Raw genomic sequence first — 16,386 nt, 5'->3', positions numbered from 1 at the left:
CCCCAGAAAGAAAGGAACGCGATATTATGGAAATTTTGGAAAGACTGCATCAGGCCGGTGTCGTTCCGGTGGTGGTTCTTGAGGACGCATCTCACGCCGTCCCCACCGCGAAAGCCATGCTGGCCGGAGGCATTGATGTCATGGAGATCACCTTCCGCACCGCCGCCGCGCGGGACTCCATCGCCGCCGTTGCGAAGGAGTGCCCGGATATGCTGGTGGGCGCAGGCACGGTGATCACGCTGGAGCAGTGCAAAACCGCCGTGGAAGCGGGAGCAAAGTTCATCGTCTCCCCCGGCTATTGCGAGGAAGTCGTGGCATGGTGTGTGGAAAACGGCGTGGCAATCACCCCGGGCTGCGTCACCCCCACCGAGATCATGGCCGCCATGGCCCATGGACTGAAGGTCATCAAGTTCTTCCCGGCCAGCGTGTACGGCGGACTGCCCGCCATGAAGTCCCTTTCCGGCCCCTTCGGAGGCATTCGGTTTATTCCCACCGGCGGCGTAAACGCTAAGAATCTGGGCGAGTTTCTGGCGGCTCCCTTCATTCACGCCGTGGGCGGAAGCTGGCTGTGCGACAAGGCGGATATTGCCGCCGGGCGCTTTGACCGCATCACCGCTCTGTGCGCCGAGGCCCGGCGCGGCGCATTGGGTTTCGAGCTTGCCCACGTGGGCGTCAACACCGAGAACCCGAACACCTCTCTGGAGGTCTGCCAGCAGTTTGAGGGTGCCTTTGGCTTCGCTGTGAAAGAGGGCGGCAGCTCCAACTTCGCCGGTTCCGCCGTGGAAGTGATGAAGTCCATGTATCTGGGGAAGAACGGTCATATCGCCGTGCGCACCAACAGCATTCCCCGCGCGGCGGCAGAGCTTTCAAAGCGCGGCTTCCGTCTGAACGAGAGTACCGCAAAATACAAAGGCGAGACAATGGTCGCCGTATATCTGGAGCAGGAATTCGGCGGCTTCGCCGTGCATCTGCTGCAAAAGTAACACAGGGAGGAAACGTTTATGAAATTTCTGACATTTGGTGAAATTATGCTGCGCCTGAAGGCCCCCGGACAGGAGCGGTTCTTCCAGTCCCCCGCGCTGGAGGCCACCTTCGGCGGCGGCGAGGCAAACGTAGCCGTGTCCCTTGCCAACTTCGGCATGGACGCCGCCTTTTTGACGGTCCTGCCCGAAGGCCCCATCGGCGACGCCTGCACAGCCGAGCTGCGCCGCTTCGGCGTGGATACCGGGCGCATTCAGCGCGGTCCCGGCCGCATGGGCATCTATTATCTGGAGAGCGGCGCGAATCAGCTCCCCTCCAAGGTGGTGTATGACCGTGCCGCATCCTCCGTTGCTCTGGCAAAGCCCGGCGACATCGACTGGGATCGCGCGTTTGACGGCGTGGACTGGTATCACATCACCGGCATCACTCCCGCCATCTCCGAAAGCGCTATGGAGCTGTCTTTGGAGAGCGTGAAGGCCGCCCGCGCACGCGGTATCACCGTCTCCTGCGATCTGAACTACCGCAAAAATCTTTGGAAATACGGCAAGCGTGCCGCCGAGATTATGCGGGAGCTGGCAAATTACGTGGACGTGGCTGTTGCCAACGAAGAGGACGTGCAAAAGTCGCTGGAAATCACCACCGACGTGGTGGTGGAGTCCGGCGCGTTGGACCGGGACAAGTACCGGGCGCTGGGCGACAAGGTTCTTGCCGCGTATCCCAATATGAAGATGATCGCCATCACTCTGCGGGAGAGCCACAGCGCCGACTGGAACGACTGGGCCGCCTGCCTGAATGACGGCAAAAACTTCTACGTTTCCAAAAAATATGAAATCCGCAGCATTGTGGACCGGGTTGGCGGCGGCGACAGTTTTGCCGGCGGCTTGCTCTACGGTTTGAATCACTATGAAGACCGGCAGCAGGCTTTGGAGTTTGCCGTGGCGGCCTCCTGCCTCAAGCACAGCATCCTGGGCGACTTCAACCGCGTGGGCGTGTCCGATGTGGAGAAGCTGATGGGCGGCGACGGCACCGGACGGGTGCAGAGGTAAGGCCGTGAGCTGCTTTTACTGTGAAAAAGACGAACGTCTTCTGGCACTGATGACCCCTCTCGCCGGAATGACCTGGTCGGACGTGTATCTGTTCAACGATCAGAAGCATCGGGGCCGCTGCATCGTGGCTCTCCGGGAGCATCACGACGAGATTTTTCAGCTCTCCGACGCCCAGCGGGACGGCTTTTTCGCCGAGGTCGCGGCAGTGGCCGAGGCCGTCTCCCGCTACACCGGGGCCGACAAAATCAACTACGCCATTTATGGTGACAACGTCAGCCATTTCCATGTGCATCTGGTCCCCAAAATTCGGGACGGGCTTCAGTGGGGCGGACCGTTTACGGACTCCATCCCCACAGTGACGCTTTCCTCCGAGGATTTTCAGGAGACAGGCCGCGCACTTCTGTCTGGTCTGGACAAAGCCGCCGCACAGCGCGGACTTCCCGCGCCTGAGTACCGTCTCGCCTAAAACATTCGTCTCCCTATGGCAGGCGGTCCGACGGAATACTTTGTCGGACCGCCTGCGCACAGGGCGCAATCCTATGCAGGAGGTCATTCATGAGCGAACTGACAAGCCAACGGCTGCGGAAGATCGCACCGGAGCTGGACCCGCTCCGTCTGGGCGCGGGCTGGAAGCCCGAGGACCTTTCCAAGCCGCAAATCATTATCGAAAGCACCTTCGGTGACAGCCACCCCGGCAGCGCCCACCTGATGGGGCTGGTGGAAGCCGCCCGGGAGGGAATTGCCGAAGCGGGTGGGTTTGGCGCCCGCTATTTTACCACGGACATCTGCGACGGCGAGTCGCAGGGACATGACGGAATCAACTATTCCCTCGTTTCCCGTGATATGATTGCCAACATGATCGAAATCCACGCCAACGCCACGCCGTTTGACGGCGGGGTGTTTATTGCAAGCTGCGACAAGGGTCTGCCCGCGCACCTGATGGGCATGGGGAGGATAAACCTTCCCTCTATCGTGGTGACGGGCGGCGTGATGGAGGCCGGTCCCGACCTTTTGACGCTGGAGCAGATCGGCACGTACAGCGCCATGTTCGAACGGGGTGAGATCTCCGAGGAGAAATTCACCTATTATAAACAACACGCCTGTCCCTCCTGCGGCGCCTGTTCCTTCATGGGCACCGCCTCCACCATGCAGATCATGGCGGAATCGCTGGGGCTGATGCTGCCCGGCACCGCGCTTCTGCCCGCCACCAGTCCCGACCTGCCGGAGGCCGCCCGCAAAGCGGGCCGTCAGTCCGTCTGGCTGGCCCGGCAGGGGCTGACGGCCCGGCAGATCGTCACGCGGGAGTCGTTTGAAAACGCGGTGATGGTCCACGCCGCCATCTCTGGCTCCACCAATGCGCTGCTGCATCTGCCCGCCGTGGCGCAGGAGTTTGGCGTGGAGATGGACGCCGATACGTTCGACCGGCTTCACCGGGGAATGCACTTTCTGCTGGATATTCGGCCCACCGGCCGGTGGCCGGCGCAATACGTCTACTATGCAGGCGGCGTGCCCGCCATCATGGAGGAGATCAAATCGCTGCTCCATCTGGATGTCATGACTGTCACGGGTAAGACGCTGGGGGAAAACCTGGAGGAGTGCCGCGCAAACGGTTATTATGAGCGTTGCGCCGCGCTGCTTGAAAAAACAGGCGTGAAACGCGAGGAGATTCTCCGCCCCTATGACCGTCCTCTTGGGCGCGACGGGAGCATCGCCATCCTCCGGGGCAGTCTCTGCCCCGACGGCGCGGTCATCAAGCACACCGCCGCACCCCCCGAAATGTTTGACACCGTCCTCACAGCGCGGCCTTTCAACTGTGAGGAAGACGCCATCGCGGCCATTTTGTCCCACAAAATCCAGCCCGGAGACGCGGTTATCATCCGGTATGAAGGTCCCCGGGGCAGCGGGATGCCGGAGATGTTCTATACCACAGAGGCCATCTCCTCCGACCCCGCGCTTTCCTCCTCCATCGCTCTTTTGACCGATGGGCGGTTTTCCGGCGCTTCCAGAGGTCCTGCCATCGGCCATATCTCGCCGGAGGCCGCCGAAGGCGGCCCCATCGCGCTGGTGGAGGATGGGGACCTGATTCACATCGACGTGACGGCGCGGAAGCTGGACATCGTGGGCGTGGCCGGAACGAAAAAAACGGCGGAGGAAATCCAGCAAATTCTGGAGCGTCGCAAAAAGGCATGGACTCCTATGCCCCCTCGCTATTCCAGCGGCGTGCTCCGGCTTTTTTCCGAACATGCCCAGTCCCCCATGAAGGGCGGCAATATGAAATAACCCAGCCCACGGATGCAACAAACCAGGAAGACGCAGATTTCAGTCTGCGTCTTCCCTTTTTAAACGCGCCGGTTTCCTCCCACCTCATGGACAAGAGTCCACTTCTATATTTACATTTGTATTTGTTTTTGCTATTCTCATAAGTAGAGCCACACGGTCCATGGGACAGTGCGAACAGCATCCTACACATGCCGGGCATGCATTTCGGCGTTTTATGAAAACCCGCTTATTCCGGAACGCCTTGAGGGAAGGAACTATTTAATTTATGGAGAAGACGGTGTTTCAGGGTGCAACAATTCCCGAAAACATCCGCTACGACCGAAAAGCGGAAACCCTTTACATTCTTGATCAAACCCTGCTCCCCGGCGAGGAACGAGAGCTTCGCCTTCAAACTCTGGAGGAGATGTACGACGCCATCCGGACACTGAAGGTCCGGGGCGCGCCCGCCATCGGCGTATGCGCGGGCTATTGCATGTATGTGCTTGCCAAGTCCATTCGGGGTGAGGACCGGCAGGTATTTTTGAAAAAGCTCAGCGACTACGGCGCGTATCTTAACTCTTCCCGTCCCACGGCGGTGAATCTCAACTGGGCCATCCGTCAGATGCTCCGCGTCGCTTTGGAACATGCGGACAGCCCCCGGGGGCAGCTTCTGGATGCGCTGTACGAAAAGGCCGTAGAAATTCATAATGATGACATTGCCAAGTGCAAATCCATCTCGGAATTTGGCCTGAGCCTGCTGAAGGACGGCGACGGTCTTCTGACCCACTGTAATGCCGGCCCCCTTGCCACCTCCCGATACGGAACGGGATTAGGTCCCATCTTGCTGGGGACGGAGCAAGGTATGCGCTTCCGGGTTTTCTCCGATGAAACCCGCCCGCTCTTGCAGGGGGCGCGGCTCACCAGCTATGAATTGCAGCGCTCCGGCGTGGATGTGACCCTGATCTGCGACAGCATGGCCTCCATTGTTATGAAAAACGGCTGGGTGAACGCCTGCCTTGTTGGCTGCGACCGGGTGGCAGCCAACGGCGATACCGCCAATAAAATCGGCACCTCCGGCGTTGCCATTCTGGCGAAGCACTACGGGATTCCCTTTTATGTGCTCGGCCCCACCTCCACCGTGGACATGGACTGCCCCGACGGGGCCCATATCCCCATCGAGGAGCGTGATGGGGAAGAAATCCGCTCTCTGTGGTACGAGAAACCCATGGCCCCGTCCGACGTGAAGTGCTATAATCCCGCCTTCGACGTAACGGACCACGCATTGATTACCGCCATCGTCACGGAACAGGGCATTTGCCGCCCGCCGTACACAAAGTCGCTGGCGGCGCTCTTCCGCCAGAAAGCGTAAGAATCCCCCACATTCGGGAATTTTTGACAACAAATCGGATAATTGTTCATTTTAAATACAAGGAGGAATCAATCATGGCCACTCCATCCGCCTGCAACGAAGCAAGGCCCGATGAAATCGCAAAGGTAGTTTTGATGCCCGGGGACCCGCTGCGGGCCAAATTCGTAGCGGAACACTATCTTAAAAACTCCGTGTGCTTCAATGAGGTCCGGGGAATGCTGGGCTATACCGGCGAGTACAAGGGCAAGCGTCTTTCTGTGATGGGACACGGCATGGGCGTGCCCTCCATCGGGCTTTATACCTATGAGCTGTACCATATGTATGACGTGGACTCCATCATCCGCATCGGCTCCGCCGGGGGAATCGGGGAAAACGTCCGTGTGCGGGACGTGGTGATTGCTCTGGGCGCGTCCACCAACTCTCACTTTGCCGATCAGTACGGCTTTCCCGGCCAGTTGGCCCCCACCGCCAGCTTCTCCCTTTTAAAGGACGCGGTGGAGGAAGCAGAACGGCTGGGCGTCCGAGCAGACGTGGGGCAGGTGTTCACCGCCGACCAGTTTTACAACGACAACGCCGCCGCGGGGGAAGCATACCGCAAATTCGGCATTCTGGCGGTGGAGATGGAGACGGCGGGTCTGTACTGGACCGCCCAGCGGGCCGGGAAGCAGGCGCTGTCCATCCTCACCATTTCGGACCATATTTTCACCGGCGAAGCCCTGTCCGCACAGGAGCGGCAGGACTCTTTCCACGAGATGATGGAGATTGCGCTGGAAACGGCGTGGCGGTCCCTGGACTGAGAAACGACGGTTTTCGATTTTATATGCGCACGGTCATGGACATTTCATGACCGTGCGTATTTTTATTTTAATTTATTATAATAAAAATTTACTATATAATGAATATTATTATCAAATATTCATTATAGTTTTAATTTTTCGAAAAATTATTAGTTTTAACTGTAAATTGCACGCATTTTTTGTGCAGAGTATCAATTGAATAAATATTCTAATATAGCGTATAATAAATCCATCAAGCAAACAACATTATACATGGAGGGATTTCCGTCATGAAAGATAAACAGAGCATCAAAAAAATTGTGCTGGCCTATTCCGGCGGTCTGGACACATCCATTATCATTCCCTGGTTGAAGGAAAACTACAACGGGGCGGAAGTCATTGCCGTCTCCGCCGACGTAGGGCAGGGCAGCGAGCTGGACGGATTGGAGGAAAAGGCGAAAAAGACCGGCGCTTCCAAGCTGTACATTGAGGATTTGACCGACGTGATGGTGGACGAGGTGATTTTCCCGTCCATGAAAATGGGGGCCAATTACGAGCAGTATCTGCTGGGCACTGCCTTTGCCCGCCCCATCATTGCAAAGCGGCTGGTGGAGATTGCGGAGAAGGAACAGGCGGATGCCATCTGCCACGGCTGCACCGGCAAAGGCAACGATCAGGTCCGCTTTGAGCTGGCCATCAAGCGCTTTGCGCCGGAAATGCCCATCATCGCCCCTTGGCGCGAGTGGGACATTAAGGGCCGGGAAGAGGAAATCGATTATGCCGAGGCCCACAACGTCCCCCTGAAAATCAGCCGGGAAACCAACTATTCCAAGGACAAAAATCTTTGGCACCTGAGCCACGAAGGCCTGGACCTTGAGGACCCCGCCAGTGAGCCGAAGTACGACGAGCCGGGCTTTTTGGAGATGAGCGTCAGCCCCATGGCGGCCCCCGACGCACCCACCTATCTGACCATCGGGTTTGAAAAGGGCGTGCCCGTCTCTGTGGACGGCGTGAAGATGAAGGGCAGCGACATTGTGCGCAAGTGCAACCAGCTGGGCGGCGAAAACGGCATCGGTCTTTTGGACATCGTCGAAAACCGACTGGTGGGCATGAAGGACCGCGGTGTGTATGAAACTCCCGGCGGTGCAATTCTCTACCATGCCCACGCCGCGCTGGAAACCATCACCGTGGATAAGGACACCGCCCACATGAAGACGAAGCTGGCGGTGGACTTTGCGGACCTTGTGTATAACGGCAAGTGGTTCAGCCCTCTGCGGGAAGCCCTCAGCGCCTTTGCCGACAAGACGCAGGAATATGTCACCGGCGAGGTGAAGCTGAAGCTTTACAAGGGCAACATCATCAACGCCGGAATTACCTCCCCCCACAGCCTGTATTCCGAAAATTTGGTGACCTTTGAGGAGAGCGACTATAACCAGAACGACGCCACGGGCTTTATCAACCTCTGGGGCCTGCCGGACACCGTGCAGGCGCTGCGGGAGCGGAAGAAGCTGTAAGCTGCGCACCCCGCTGATTGATTTTTTGTTTATTTTTGCCGGCCCCGGCAAAGATAATATCCGCCGGGACCAACCGGGACGGTCCCCCGGCCCGGCGGACCCCTCTTACATCACGGAAATCGGGTGGGAGCTTTTCCTCCCCCCGATTTCTATTAAGGAGAAACCTTTATGAAACTCTGGTCCGGACGGTTCGGGAAGGAAACGAACACGCTGGTTAACGACTTCAACGCCTCTATCCACTTCGATCAACGGCTTTACCGCGAGGACATCGCCGGAAGTCTTGCCCACGCGGAAATGCTGGCAAGCTGCGGCGTAATCTCTTCCGAGGACGCAGCCGCCATCGCGGAGGGCCTGAAGAGCATCCTTGCGGACGTCGAGGCCGGGACAGTGACATTCACGCCCGACAACGAGGACATCCACATGAATGTGGAAGCGCTGCTCACTGCCCGCATCGGCGACGCGGGAAAGCGGCTCCACACCGCCCGCAGCCGCAATGATCAGGTGGCGCTGGACTTTCGGATGTACGTCCGGCACGAGATTCCGGTCATCATCGCTGAGCTTCTTGATTTGCAGTCGGTGCTGGCGCGGCAGGCCAAAAAGCACCAAACCACGGTGATGCCCGGATACACTCATTTGCAGCGGGCGCAGCCCATCAGCTTTGCCCACCATCTGCTGGCCTACGCGGCCATGCTCTCCCGTGACGTGACACGGCTGGAGGACTGCAACAAGCGCCTGAACGAGTGCCCCTTGGGCTCCGGTGCGCTGGCGGGCACCACTTATCCCATCGACCGCTGGCAAACCGCCAAGGCACTGGACTTTGACGCGCCCATGGGTAACTCTCTGGACGGCGTTTCGGACAGGGACTACGCGCTGGAGCTTCTTTCCGCCCTGTCTATCCTGATGATGCACCTCTCCCGCTTTTCCGAGGAAGTCATTCTATGGTGTAGCTGGGAGTTTAAGTTTATCGAGCTGGACGACGCGTATTCCACCGGCTCCAGCATCATGCCCCAGAAAAAAAATCCTGACGTGGCAGAGTTGGTCCGGGGAAAAACCGGGCGGGTGTACGGCGATCTGATGGGCCTGCTCACCGCCATGAAGGGCTTGCCTCTGGCCTATAACAAGGATATGCAGGAGGATAAGGAACCGGTGTTTGACGCTGTCGACACGGTGGAGCTGTGTCTTCCGGTGTTCGCCGCCATGCTGGACACCATGACCGTCCGCCCGGAAAATATGCGGGCGGCGGCGGGCCGGGGCTTCATCAACGCCACAGACTGCGCCGATTATCTCACCAAACAGGGAATGCCCTTCCGGGACGCGTACACCGTCACGGGCAAACTCGTGTCCCAGTGCACCGAGAAAGGCCTCACGCTGGAGGAGCTGACACTAGAGGAGCTAAAGGCCGTTTCTTCCTTCTTCGGGGAGGACGTGTACGACGCGCTGAATTTGGAAAACTGCATGTCCCGGCGGTCCTGCTACGGCGGACCCGCCCCAGAGGAAACCACCCGGCAAATACAGGCGGTGGAAGCCTTTGTCAAGGCCCACTCCGTCACAAACGCCGCTCCGCAATGATAGAAAGGAAGATGAACCGTGAAAGGACACACTCATTTTTTAAAGCTGCTGGACTTTACGCCCGCTGAGATTCAGGAGTTTTTGGACACTGCCGCCGATTTGAAGGCCAAGAAAAAGGCCGGAGTTCCCCACCGTTATCTGGAGGGAAAAAACGTCGCCTTGATTTTTGAGAAGACCTCCACTCGGACCCGCTGTGCCTTTGAAGTGGCGGCCCGGGATTTGGGAATGGGCACCACCTATCTGGACCCCTCCGGGTCCCAGATCGGAGCCAAGGAATCCATTGCCGACACCGCCCGGGTTCTGGGCCGGATGTACGACGGCATTGAGTACCGCGGTTTTGGGCAGGAGCTGGTGGAGGAACTGGCGAAGTACGCCGGGGTCCCCGTGTTCAACGGCCTGACCAACGAGGCCCATCCCACCCAGATTCTGGCAGATTTTCTGACGGTTCAGGAGCATTTTGGGGACCTTAAAAAGGTGAAGCTTGTGTACATCGGCGACGCGGGCTACAACATGGGCAACTCCATGCTGATCGGCTGCGCGAAAATGGGAATGCATCTGGTGCTCTGCGCCCGGGACGACTATCTGCCCGAAGCGTGGCTTCTGGACAAGGCCAAGGAAATCGCCGCCGAAACCGGCGCGGTAATTGAGGTGGAGGCCGACCCCATGAAGGCCACCCGTGGCGCGGATGTGATTTACACCGACGTGTGGGTGTCCATGGGCGAGCCGGAGGCCAAGTGGGCCCAGCGCATTTCGGAGCTGGAAAACTATCAGGTCAATCAGGCCCTGATGGACAACGCAGGCCCTCAGTGCAAATTCATGCACTGCCTGCCCGCCTATCACGACCACAAGACCAAAATCGGCAAGGAAATCGGTGAAAAGTTCGGCAGAGACGACATGGAGGTCACCGACGAGGTGTTTGAATCTCCTCAGTCCATCGTCTTTGACGAGGCAGAAAACCGTCTCCACACGATCAAGGCGGTTATGTACCTCCTGATGAAATAAGCACAATTGATAAAAGCCGCCCCGCCGCAAAATGCGGCGGGGCGGCTTTTTATGCGGAACCGTATTCCCGGCAATGGTCCTTTTCCTCCCCACAGGTGCGCGTCTCTCCTATGGCAGAGGATTCCGCTTTGAAAATTCCCGTGGGATTACTTCAGACCCACGGTTCTCGCCTCCAGCCCTGCCGCATCCTCGGGATTGTGCGTCACCACCAGCACCGTCTTTCCCGCTGTCCAGCGGCGGATACAGGCGATGGCGCGTTTGCGGTTTTCGCCGTCCAGCCCGGTAAAGGGTTCGTCCAGCGCCAAAAAATCAAAAGGGACACTCAGCGCCCGGGCCAGCGCCAGCCGGCGCTTCATGCCGCCGGAATACTCCCCGGCGGCCTTGCCGCCCACATTCTCCAGCCCCAGTTCGCCCAGCAGCGCCGCCGCCTGCTTTTCATCATAGCCTTTGCCTAGAACAAAGCGGAGATTTCCCGCTGCGTCCAGCCGGTCAAGCAGCCGGTCCTCCTGAAACACGGCGGCAAGGCGTGCCATCTCAAGCCCCGTGATAAAGCCGCCGTCGGGCTGCTCCAACCCAAGGAGAATCCGCACCAGCGTGGTCTTCCCCGCGCCGGAGGGCGCCGACAGGCAGGTGACGCCGGGCATGAGTGTCAGGTTCACGCTTTTAAGAACCTTCACGCCGCCATAGGACTTGGAAACGTCCCGGATTTCCACCGTCATCCCTTCGCCTCCCTTGCGCCAAGCCTGTCTAAAAGCCGGAGGACCAGCCGTTCAAACAGCATGGAAAGTGCCACGATGACGGTGGTCCATGCAAACAGCTCCGGCGTTTCAAAATAGACTTTTGCGTTGTACAACCGCTCCCCCACCGACCCGGAGGCAAGGCCGATCACCTCGGCCGCAACGCCGGACTTCCAGCAAAGCCCCAGTCCCAGAGCGCAGGCAGAGCGAAACCACGGCAAAACCTGCGGTAAATAAATATCCCGCAGTCTCCGAAATGCGGGGACACGAAACACCCATGCCATTTCAAGAAGCGCCGTGTCCGTGCGGTCCACGCCCTCCAGCACATTTAAGTATACCGTGGGAAACACCATCAGCGCGGAGATCAAAAGCGATAGCTGCCGGGAAGGTAGCCACACCAGCGCCAGAATGATAAAGGACACCACCGGAACTGCCTTTACCGCCGCCACTGCGGGCCACAGCAGCGCCCGGACAAACCCAAACCGGGCGGACAGGCCCGCCAAAAGCGTTCCCAGCCCGCAGGCCAGCACAAATCCCCCCATAATCCGGGCGGCGGACCAACCCACAGAGCGCCAAAAATTCACCGCGACCATCAACCGGGCAAGGCAGACCAGCACCTCCGCCGGGGTGGGCAGCAGCAGCCGCTGGCCCAGCGCCATGGCCCCCGCCTGCCACACCGCCAGCCAAAAAGCCACGGCCCAAGCCCGACCGCCCCTTTTCGAGGGGCGGTCGGGTTTTTCTCCATGTCCCCGGAGAGGGCTGACGGTCTTCGCGCCGCGCTTACGCGCCGAAGTAGAACACATCTTCCGGCAAGGCTCCTCCCACAGACTGGGGGTCCTGCTCAAACAGCACGGAAAGATAGCCGGAGAGCTTCTCCTTCATTTCGTCCCCGGTGATGCACACGATGTTGCAAGCGGGCAGCGCCTTTTCCGCCACAGCCGCATCCACGATGCCGTAGGACCCGATCAGCTCCGCTGCCTCGGGAACATTTCCGTTCACCCAGTCAACAGACGCGGCGTATTCCTTCAAAAACGCCTCCACAGCGCCCGGATTTTCCTCCACCACGTCCTTACGGGCAACAATCACGCCGGTGACTAGGCTGCTGCCGTCATCCGCCAGTTTGTCCCACTCCTTATTCAGGTCCAGCGCCACCCGCAAGCCTTCCACCTTGGTCTGGGCCACGGTGACAAAGGGCTGAGGAAGCAGCGCCACCGTCGCCGCGCCGGAAGCCAGCGCCGCCACGCTTTCGCTGTGCTCGGACTTCCAGTCCACAGTCACGTTTCCGCCCAGGCTGTCGCCATTTTTATCCAGCAAATACCGCAGGGCCTGCTCCGGGCTTGCGCCTTTCCCTGCCGATACGATGGTCATGCCCGCAAGGTCGCCGAGGGACTGCACCGCATTGCCTTTTTCCACAATATAGAGCACGCCCAGCGTGTTCACCGCCAAGGTCACAATCTCTCCCTCGGTCTTTTGATACAGCACAGCCGCCAGATTCGCCGGAACGCAGGCCATGTCCAGTTCCCCCTGAATCAGCTTCGGGGTCACCTCGTCGGGAGACGCGGCCAGGGAAAAGGTATAGTCGTTGGCAAGGTCCTCGCCGCCCTCGGCGTCGTGCATCAGCTTCACAAGACCCATGGCAGTGGGACCTTTCAGCGCGGCAATGGAATAAGCGGCAGGCTCCGCCGCCTGAGAGGACACCGCACTCGAGGACCCGGCAGAGTTTCCCCCCTTTTCTCCGCAGGCCGCCAGTCCCAACACCAGCACGGCAGACATCAAGAGTGCAAAAAGCTTTGTTTGTTTCATCGATTTGCTCCTTTATTCAATATTTCCCGGCTCCTCCGCCGGTGCGTATACGGTTTTGACGGAAACGCCCTTCAATCTCCCGATTTTCCCCGTCAGGGCGGACGTGACCGCTTGTGGCGCATCCACCGCCACGGAGATGATGTTTACTCCCCGTTTGGCATAGGGTACGCCCATGCGCCCCACTACATACCCCCCAAATTCGTGGAGCAGACCGTTCAGCGCCTCCACAGAGTCCGAGTCCCGAACCAAAATGGCGATCACCGCCACGCGGCTGTCCAAAGAACCAGCTCCTTTCCAATATGTGCGCCTTCAAAAAAATCCCCTCCGCCAAAGACGGAGGGGAGAACGCACGACGACGGCGCGCGGAAATCCGCGCGCGTTTTCCTCCGTCTTCCGGCTCGGAACGTATCCTTGCCGCTCAGATGAACAGATGATTCTATCCGGTGAACAGTCAGAGCGTATCTTTCCGTTCACGGCCTCAGCATATCACGCTTTTCCTCTCCCGTCAACCGGAGTGGGACGGGAATCGGCCCGCATCCTCAGTCATTTGGCGAATCTCGTCCGCAAGGTCGTCGGAAGCCGCGCCGGGGGCAAGCCGCCAGCGCCAGTTCCCCGTCCCCGTTCCGGGGATGTTGACCCGGCCCGGATCGCCCAGATAATCCTGCATCTGGGCGACAAACGTGCCCGCCACGCTGGTCTGCCCCGCCAGCAAAATCCTGCGGCGCAGTCCCTCCCGGTTCCCCACACCCAGATAACGACAGGCGTAATCCAGCTCTTCTTTTGCAGGCTCCCATGCGGCGAGGGGCGCGTTGTCGTGGGTCCCAGTGTAGAGGACGCAGCCGGGGACGCAGTTGTGGGGAAGATAGCGGTTATCCGGCCCGGAAAAGGCAAATTCCAGCACCCGCATTCCCGGAAGGCCCGATTCCGCCAACAGGCTTTCTACATCCGGGGTCAAAAGGCCCAAATCCTCTGCCACAAACCGAAGGTTGGGAAACCAGCTTGTGAGAACGCCCACCAGAGCCATTCCCGGCCCCGTCTCCCACTGCCCTTCCTTAGCGGAGACAGCCCCGGCAGGGACCACCCAATAGCTTGCCAGCGCCCGGAAGTGGTCAATGCGGATGGCGTCAAACAGCTCGCCCGCCCGCTCCACCCGGCGAATCCACCAGCCAAAGCCGTCGGCGCGCATACGGGCCCAATCGTACAGCGGATTGCCCCAAAGCTGGCCTTCGGCGGAAAAATAATCCGGCGGAACCCCCGCCACCGCCGCGGGGCAGCCCTCTTCGTCCAGCAAAAACTGCTCCCGCTCGGCCCACACGTCGGCGGAGTCCAGCGACACATAAATGGGAAGGTCGCCAAGAATTTTCACTCCCAGCCCATTTGCAAAGGACTTCAGGGCGCTCCACTGCTCCGAAAACACCCGCTGGACCCAGATTTGATAGTCGCAGTCCTCCCGATGCATCTCCCGCCAGCGGGCTATGGCCGCCCCTTCGTGGCGGCGCAGGCCCTCGTCCGGCCATTCGTACCATGGAAGGCCCCCCAGCGCGTCCTTCACGGACTGATACACCGCATAGTCCTTGAGCCATGGCTGACCGGCAGCAAACTCTGCCAAGCGTTCCCGCCTATCTCCGTCCCGGGAGAAGGCCAGACGCAGCAGACGGCGGCGGTCTGCATTCACAGCGGGATAGTCCACCGCTTTCCCGTCACCCGGAGCCGCAGAGGACAATTCCTCCGCCGTCAGCAACCCCTCTGCCGCGAGCAACTCCAGATCAATAAACGCCGGATTTCCCGCATGGGCAGAGGCGCTTTGATAGGGGGAGTCTCCGCTCCCTGCCGGGCCCACAGGCAAAATTTGCCACCAAGTCTGGCCCGCGCGGTGGAGAAACCGCACAAATTCCCGGGCGCTCTCCCCCAGCGAACCTACGCCGTAAGGAGAAGGCAGGGAAAAAACCGGCAGCAAAATGCCTGCGGTGCGCTGCGGCATAAAGCATTCCTCGCTTTCCCTTCAAATCCGCCGCTTTACGGCGGGCAACATTTCGGACGCGCCGCTTCAGGGCAGCAGGCCAAACAGCAGCGACAACAGAGAGGTAATCAGCCCGCAAAGGCCGATAGCAAGGCCGCTCATGGCCCCCTCTGTCTCGCCGATTTCCAGCGCCTTGGCAGTGCCGACGGCATGACTGCACGCGCCGATGCCCAGCCCCGCCGCCATTGGATTGCGCACGCGGAACACGCGAATCAGCAGAGGCGCCACCAGATTCCCCAGAATCCCGGTAAACACCACCGCAGCAGCAGCCACAGGGACAAGGCCCCCGTTCCCCTCCGCCACCGCAGCGGCAATGGGCATAGTGACGGACTTGGGCAGCAGGGACATCACCATTTCCCGGTTCAGCCCGAACAGGCGGGAAAGTCCGTAGATACAGACAATCGAGGTCACTGCTCCGGCCGCGCACCCCGCCAGAACCGGCAGCCAATATGTTTTCAAAAGCTCCTTTTTTGTGTAAATGGAAACCGCCAGGCAGGCCGTGGCAGGCCCCAGAAACAGATTGATCAGGCTGCCGCCCACATAGTAATTTTCATAAGGTATGTGAAACACCGTCAGCGTGAGAATCACCAGCGCCACGGCAATCAGCATTCCGTTGCAGTAGGCCTTGTTCACCTTTTTCTGAATGGACATGCCCACCCAGTAGGCAAGAATACTCAGCGTCACGCCAAAAAACGGAGACGCGGTCAACTCCATCATTTCCCGTTCCTCCTGTCAATCAGCTTCATGGTCAGCGTCACTGCCCAGACAGTGGCGGCAAAGGTGGCAACCAGGCTCACCACGCAGATCACCACAAAGGCCACTCCGTTCGCAAGAATCACATCTGTATACTGCATGATGCCCGTGGCCACGGGAATAAAAAAGAAGGGCAGGTTTCCCAGCAGAAAATCGGACTTTTCCTGCACATGGTCCACCCGCACCACCCCCACCAGCAACAGCGCCAGCAGCAGTATCAGCGCGATCACGCTGGCTGGAAAGGTGATGGGAAGCAGCTTTTCGATCAGCGCACCCGCCCAGCACAGGCCGAACAATATGCCCACCTGCTTTAAAATCTTCATAGTCTCGTCCTCTCTGTTCTTTATCGCAATGAATTTATCATACAGCCGTGCCCGCAAAAAAGTCAAACAAAACCCTGCCCCCCGCTGCATTTTCGGCAAACGGCACAGCCAGCCGTCGCCACAGGCCGACGCTTCGTATCTTTTGACACAGATTAGGCCGCGGTGCACCTGTTGTTTACACGTTTTTCATAATTTTACACTTGCAATTTCCGCAATTGCCGTGATATAGTAAAG

16 protein-coding genes are annotated in these 16,386 nt (G+C 59.1%); 9 read left to right on the top strand and 7 right to left on the bottom strand.

The genetic code is table 11. The annotated features are described in order from the left end of the window. Window positions 1-26 precede the first annotated feature (26 nt). From RTU96_RS01165 to argF, 9 genes are all read left to right on the top strand, one after another. Entirely contained in the window at window positions 27-983 is a 957-nt protein-coding gene (locus RTU96_RS01165) for a bifunctional 4-hydroxy-2-oxoglutarate aldolase/2-dehydro-3-deoxy-phosphogluconate aldolase (protein WP_312634473.1), read from the top strand. An 18-nt stretch (window positions 984-1,001) separates the two neighbouring features. Beyond that, on the top strand, window positions 1,002-2,027 hold the full coding sequence (locus tag RTU96_RS01160) for a sugar kinase (RefSeq protein ID WP_312634472.1): 1,026 nt from the start codon (window positions 1,002-1,004) through the stop codon (window positions 2,025-2,027). A gap of 4 nt (window positions 2,028-2,031) precedes the next feature. After that, window positions 2,032-2,493 carry an HIT domain-containing protein gene (locus RTU96_RS01155; protein ID WP_312634471.1) on the top strand — a complete coding sequence of 154 codons (462 nt, stop codon included), beginning with the start codon at window positions 2,032-2,034 and terminating at the stop codon, window positions 2,491-2,493. A 98-nt stretch (window positions 2,494-2,591) separates the two neighbouring features. Further along, window positions 2,592-4,307: a dihydroxy-acid dehydratase gene (gene ilvD / locus RTU96_RS01150; protein WP_397356233.1), complete on the top strand. Its 1,716-nt coding sequence runs from the start codon at window positions 2,592-2,594 to the stop codon at window positions 4,305-4,307. Window positions 4,308-4,572: 265 nt separating this feature from the next. Continuing rightward, the gene (gene mtnA / locus RTU96_RS01145; protein ID WP_312634468.1) at window positions 4,573-5,655 is read left to right on the top strand and encodes an S-methyl-5-thioribose-1-phosphate isomerase; all 1,083 of its coding nucleotides are present in this window, start codon (window positions 4,573-4,575) and stop codon (window positions 5,653-5,655) included. Between the two features lie 74 nt (window positions 5,656-5,729). Then, window positions 5,730-6,452 (top strand): purine-nucleoside phosphorylase, encoded by a 723-nt coding sequence (gene deoD, locus RTU96_RS01140; protein WP_312634467.1) that lies wholly within the window; start codon window positions 5,730-5,732, stop codon window positions 6,450-6,452. A gap of 269 nt (window positions 6,453-6,721) precedes the next feature. Continuing rightward, window positions 6,722-7,945: an argininosuccinate synthase gene (locus tag RTU96_RS01135; protein ID WP_312634466.1), complete on the top strand. Its 1,224-nt coding sequence runs from the start codon at window positions 6,722-6,724 to the stop codon at window positions 7,943-7,945. Between the two features lie 168 nt (window positions 7,946-8,113). Next, window positions 8,114-9,514: an argininosuccinate lyase gene (gene argH, locus RTU96_RS01130; RefSeq protein WP_312634465.1), complete on the top strand. Its 1,401-nt coding sequence runs from the start codon at window positions 8,114-8,116 to the stop codon at window positions 9,512-9,514. 18 nt (window positions 9,515-9,532) lie between these two features. Continuing rightward, window positions 9,533-10,516: an ornithine carbamoyltransferase gene (gene argF, locus RTU96_RS01125; protein ID WP_312634464.1), complete on the top strand. Its 984-nt coding sequence runs from the start codon at window positions 9,533-9,535 to the stop codon at window positions 10,514-10,516. 146 nt (window positions 10,517-10,662) lie between these two features. Here the strand turns inward: argF and RTU96_RS01120 are convergent, their stop codons facing one another. From RTU96_RS01120 to RTU96_RS01090, 7 genes are all read right to left on the bottom strand, one after another. After that, window positions 10,663-11,235, bottom strand: a complete 573-nt coding sequence (locus RTU96_RS01120) for an ABC transporter ATP-binding protein (RefSeq protein WP_312634463.1) — start codon at window positions 11,233-11,235, stop codon at window positions 10,663-10,665. Further along, window positions 11,232-11,912 carry an ABC transporter permease subunit gene (locus RTU96_RS01115; RefSeq protein WP_312634548.1) on the bottom strand — a complete coding sequence of 227 codons (681 nt, stop codon included), beginning with the start codon at window positions 11,910-11,912 and terminating at the stop codon, window positions 11,232-11,234. Before RTU96_RS01115 ends, RTU96_RS01120 begins: the two co-directional genes overlap by 4 nt. Window positions 11,913-12,033: 121 nt before the next feature. Further along, entirely contained in the window at window positions 12,034-13,056 is a 1,023-nt protein-coding gene (locus RTU96_RS01110; protein WP_312634462.1) for an MqnA/MqnD/SBP family protein, read from the bottom strand. Window positions 13,057-13,068: 12 nt separating this feature from the next. Further along, window positions 13,069-13,335 (bottom strand): TM1266 family iron-only hydrogenase system putative regulator, encoded by a 267-nt coding sequence (locus RTU96_RS01105; RefSeq protein WP_312634460.1) that lies wholly within the window; start codon window positions 13,333-13,335, stop codon window positions 13,069-13,071. A gap of 226 nt (window positions 13,336-13,561) precedes the next feature. Continuing rightward, the gene (gene malQ / locus RTU96_RS01100) at window positions 13,562-15,037 is read right to left on the bottom strand and encodes a 4-alpha-glucanotransferase (protein WP_312634457.1); all 1,476 of its coding nucleotides are present in this window, start codon (window positions 15,035-15,037) and stop codon (window positions 13,562-13,564) included. A gap of 66 nt (window positions 15,038-15,103) precedes the next feature. Then, a complete protein-coding gene (locus RTU96_RS01095; protein ID WP_312634455.1) occupies window positions 15,104-15,793 on the bottom strand; it encodes an LrgB family protein in 690 nt (229 codons plus the stop codon). Next, window positions 15,790-16,152 (bottom strand): CidA/LrgA family protein, encoded by a 363-nt coding sequence (locus RTU96_RS01090; RefSeq protein WP_293009923.1) that lies wholly within the window; start codon window positions 16,150-16,152, stop codon window positions 15,790-15,792. Before RTU96_RS01090 ends, RTU96_RS01095 begins: the two co-directional genes overlap by 4 nt. Window positions 16,153-16,386 lie beyond the last annotated feature (234 nt).

It is taken from the genome of Oscillibacter sp., from assembly GCF_032018205.1.
Taxonomy (GTDB): domain Bacteria; phylum Bacillota; class Clostridia; order Oscillospirales; family Oscillospiraceae; genus Oscillibacter.
This window is presented reverse-complemented; position numbering and strand designations above follow the sequence as displayed.

Bases quoted from the DNA above. Each gene is read 5' to 3' on its own strand.
- RTU96_RS01165 (WP_312634473.1), top strand. From the start codon at position 27: ATGGAAATTTTGGAAAGACTGCATCAGGCCGGTGTCGTTCCGGTGGTG.
- RTU96_RS01160 (WP_312634472.1), top strand. From the start codon at position 1,002: ATGAAATTTCTGACATTTGGTGAAATTATGCTGCGCCTGAAGGCCCCC.
- mtnA (WP_312634468.1), top strand. From the start codon at position 4,573: ATGGAGAAGACGGTGTTTCAGGGTGCAACAATTCCCGAAAACATCCGC.
- deoD (WP_312634467.1), top strand. From the start codon at position 5,730: ATGGCCACTCCATCCGCCTGCAACGAAGCAAGGCCCGATGAAATCGCA.
- RTU96_RS01135 (WP_312634466.1), top strand. From the start codon at position 6,722: ATGAAAGATAAACAGAGCATCAAAAAAATTGTGCTGGCCTATTCCGGC.
- argH (WP_312634465.1), top strand. From the start codon at position 8,114: ATGAAACTCTGGTCCGGACGGTTCGGGAAGGAAACGAACACGCTGGTT.
- RTU96_RS01120 (WP_312634463.1), bottom strand. From the start codon at position 11,235: ATGACGGTGGAAATCCGGGACGTTTCCAAGTCCTATGGCGGCGTGAAG.
- RTU96_RS01115 (WP_312634548.1), bottom strand. From the start codon at position 11,912: ATGGCGCTGGGCCAGCGGCTGCTGCTGCCCACCCCGGCGGAGGTGCTG.
- RTU96_RS01110 (WP_312634462.1), bottom strand. From the start codon at position 13,056: ATGAAACAAACAAAGCTTTTTGCACTCTTGATGTCTGCCGTGCTGGTG.
- malQ (WP_312634457.1), bottom strand. From the start codon at position 15,037: ATGCCGCAGCGCACCGCAGGCATTTTGCTGCCGGTTTTTTCCCTGCCT.
- RTU96_RS01095 (WP_312634455.1), bottom strand. From the start codon at position 15,793: ATGATGGAGTTGACCGCGTCTCCGTTTTTTGGCGTGACGCTGAGTATT.
- RTU96_RS01090 (WP_293009923.1), bottom strand. From the start codon at position 16,152: ATGAAGATTTTAAAGCAGGTGGGCATATTGTTCGGCCTGTGCTGGGCG.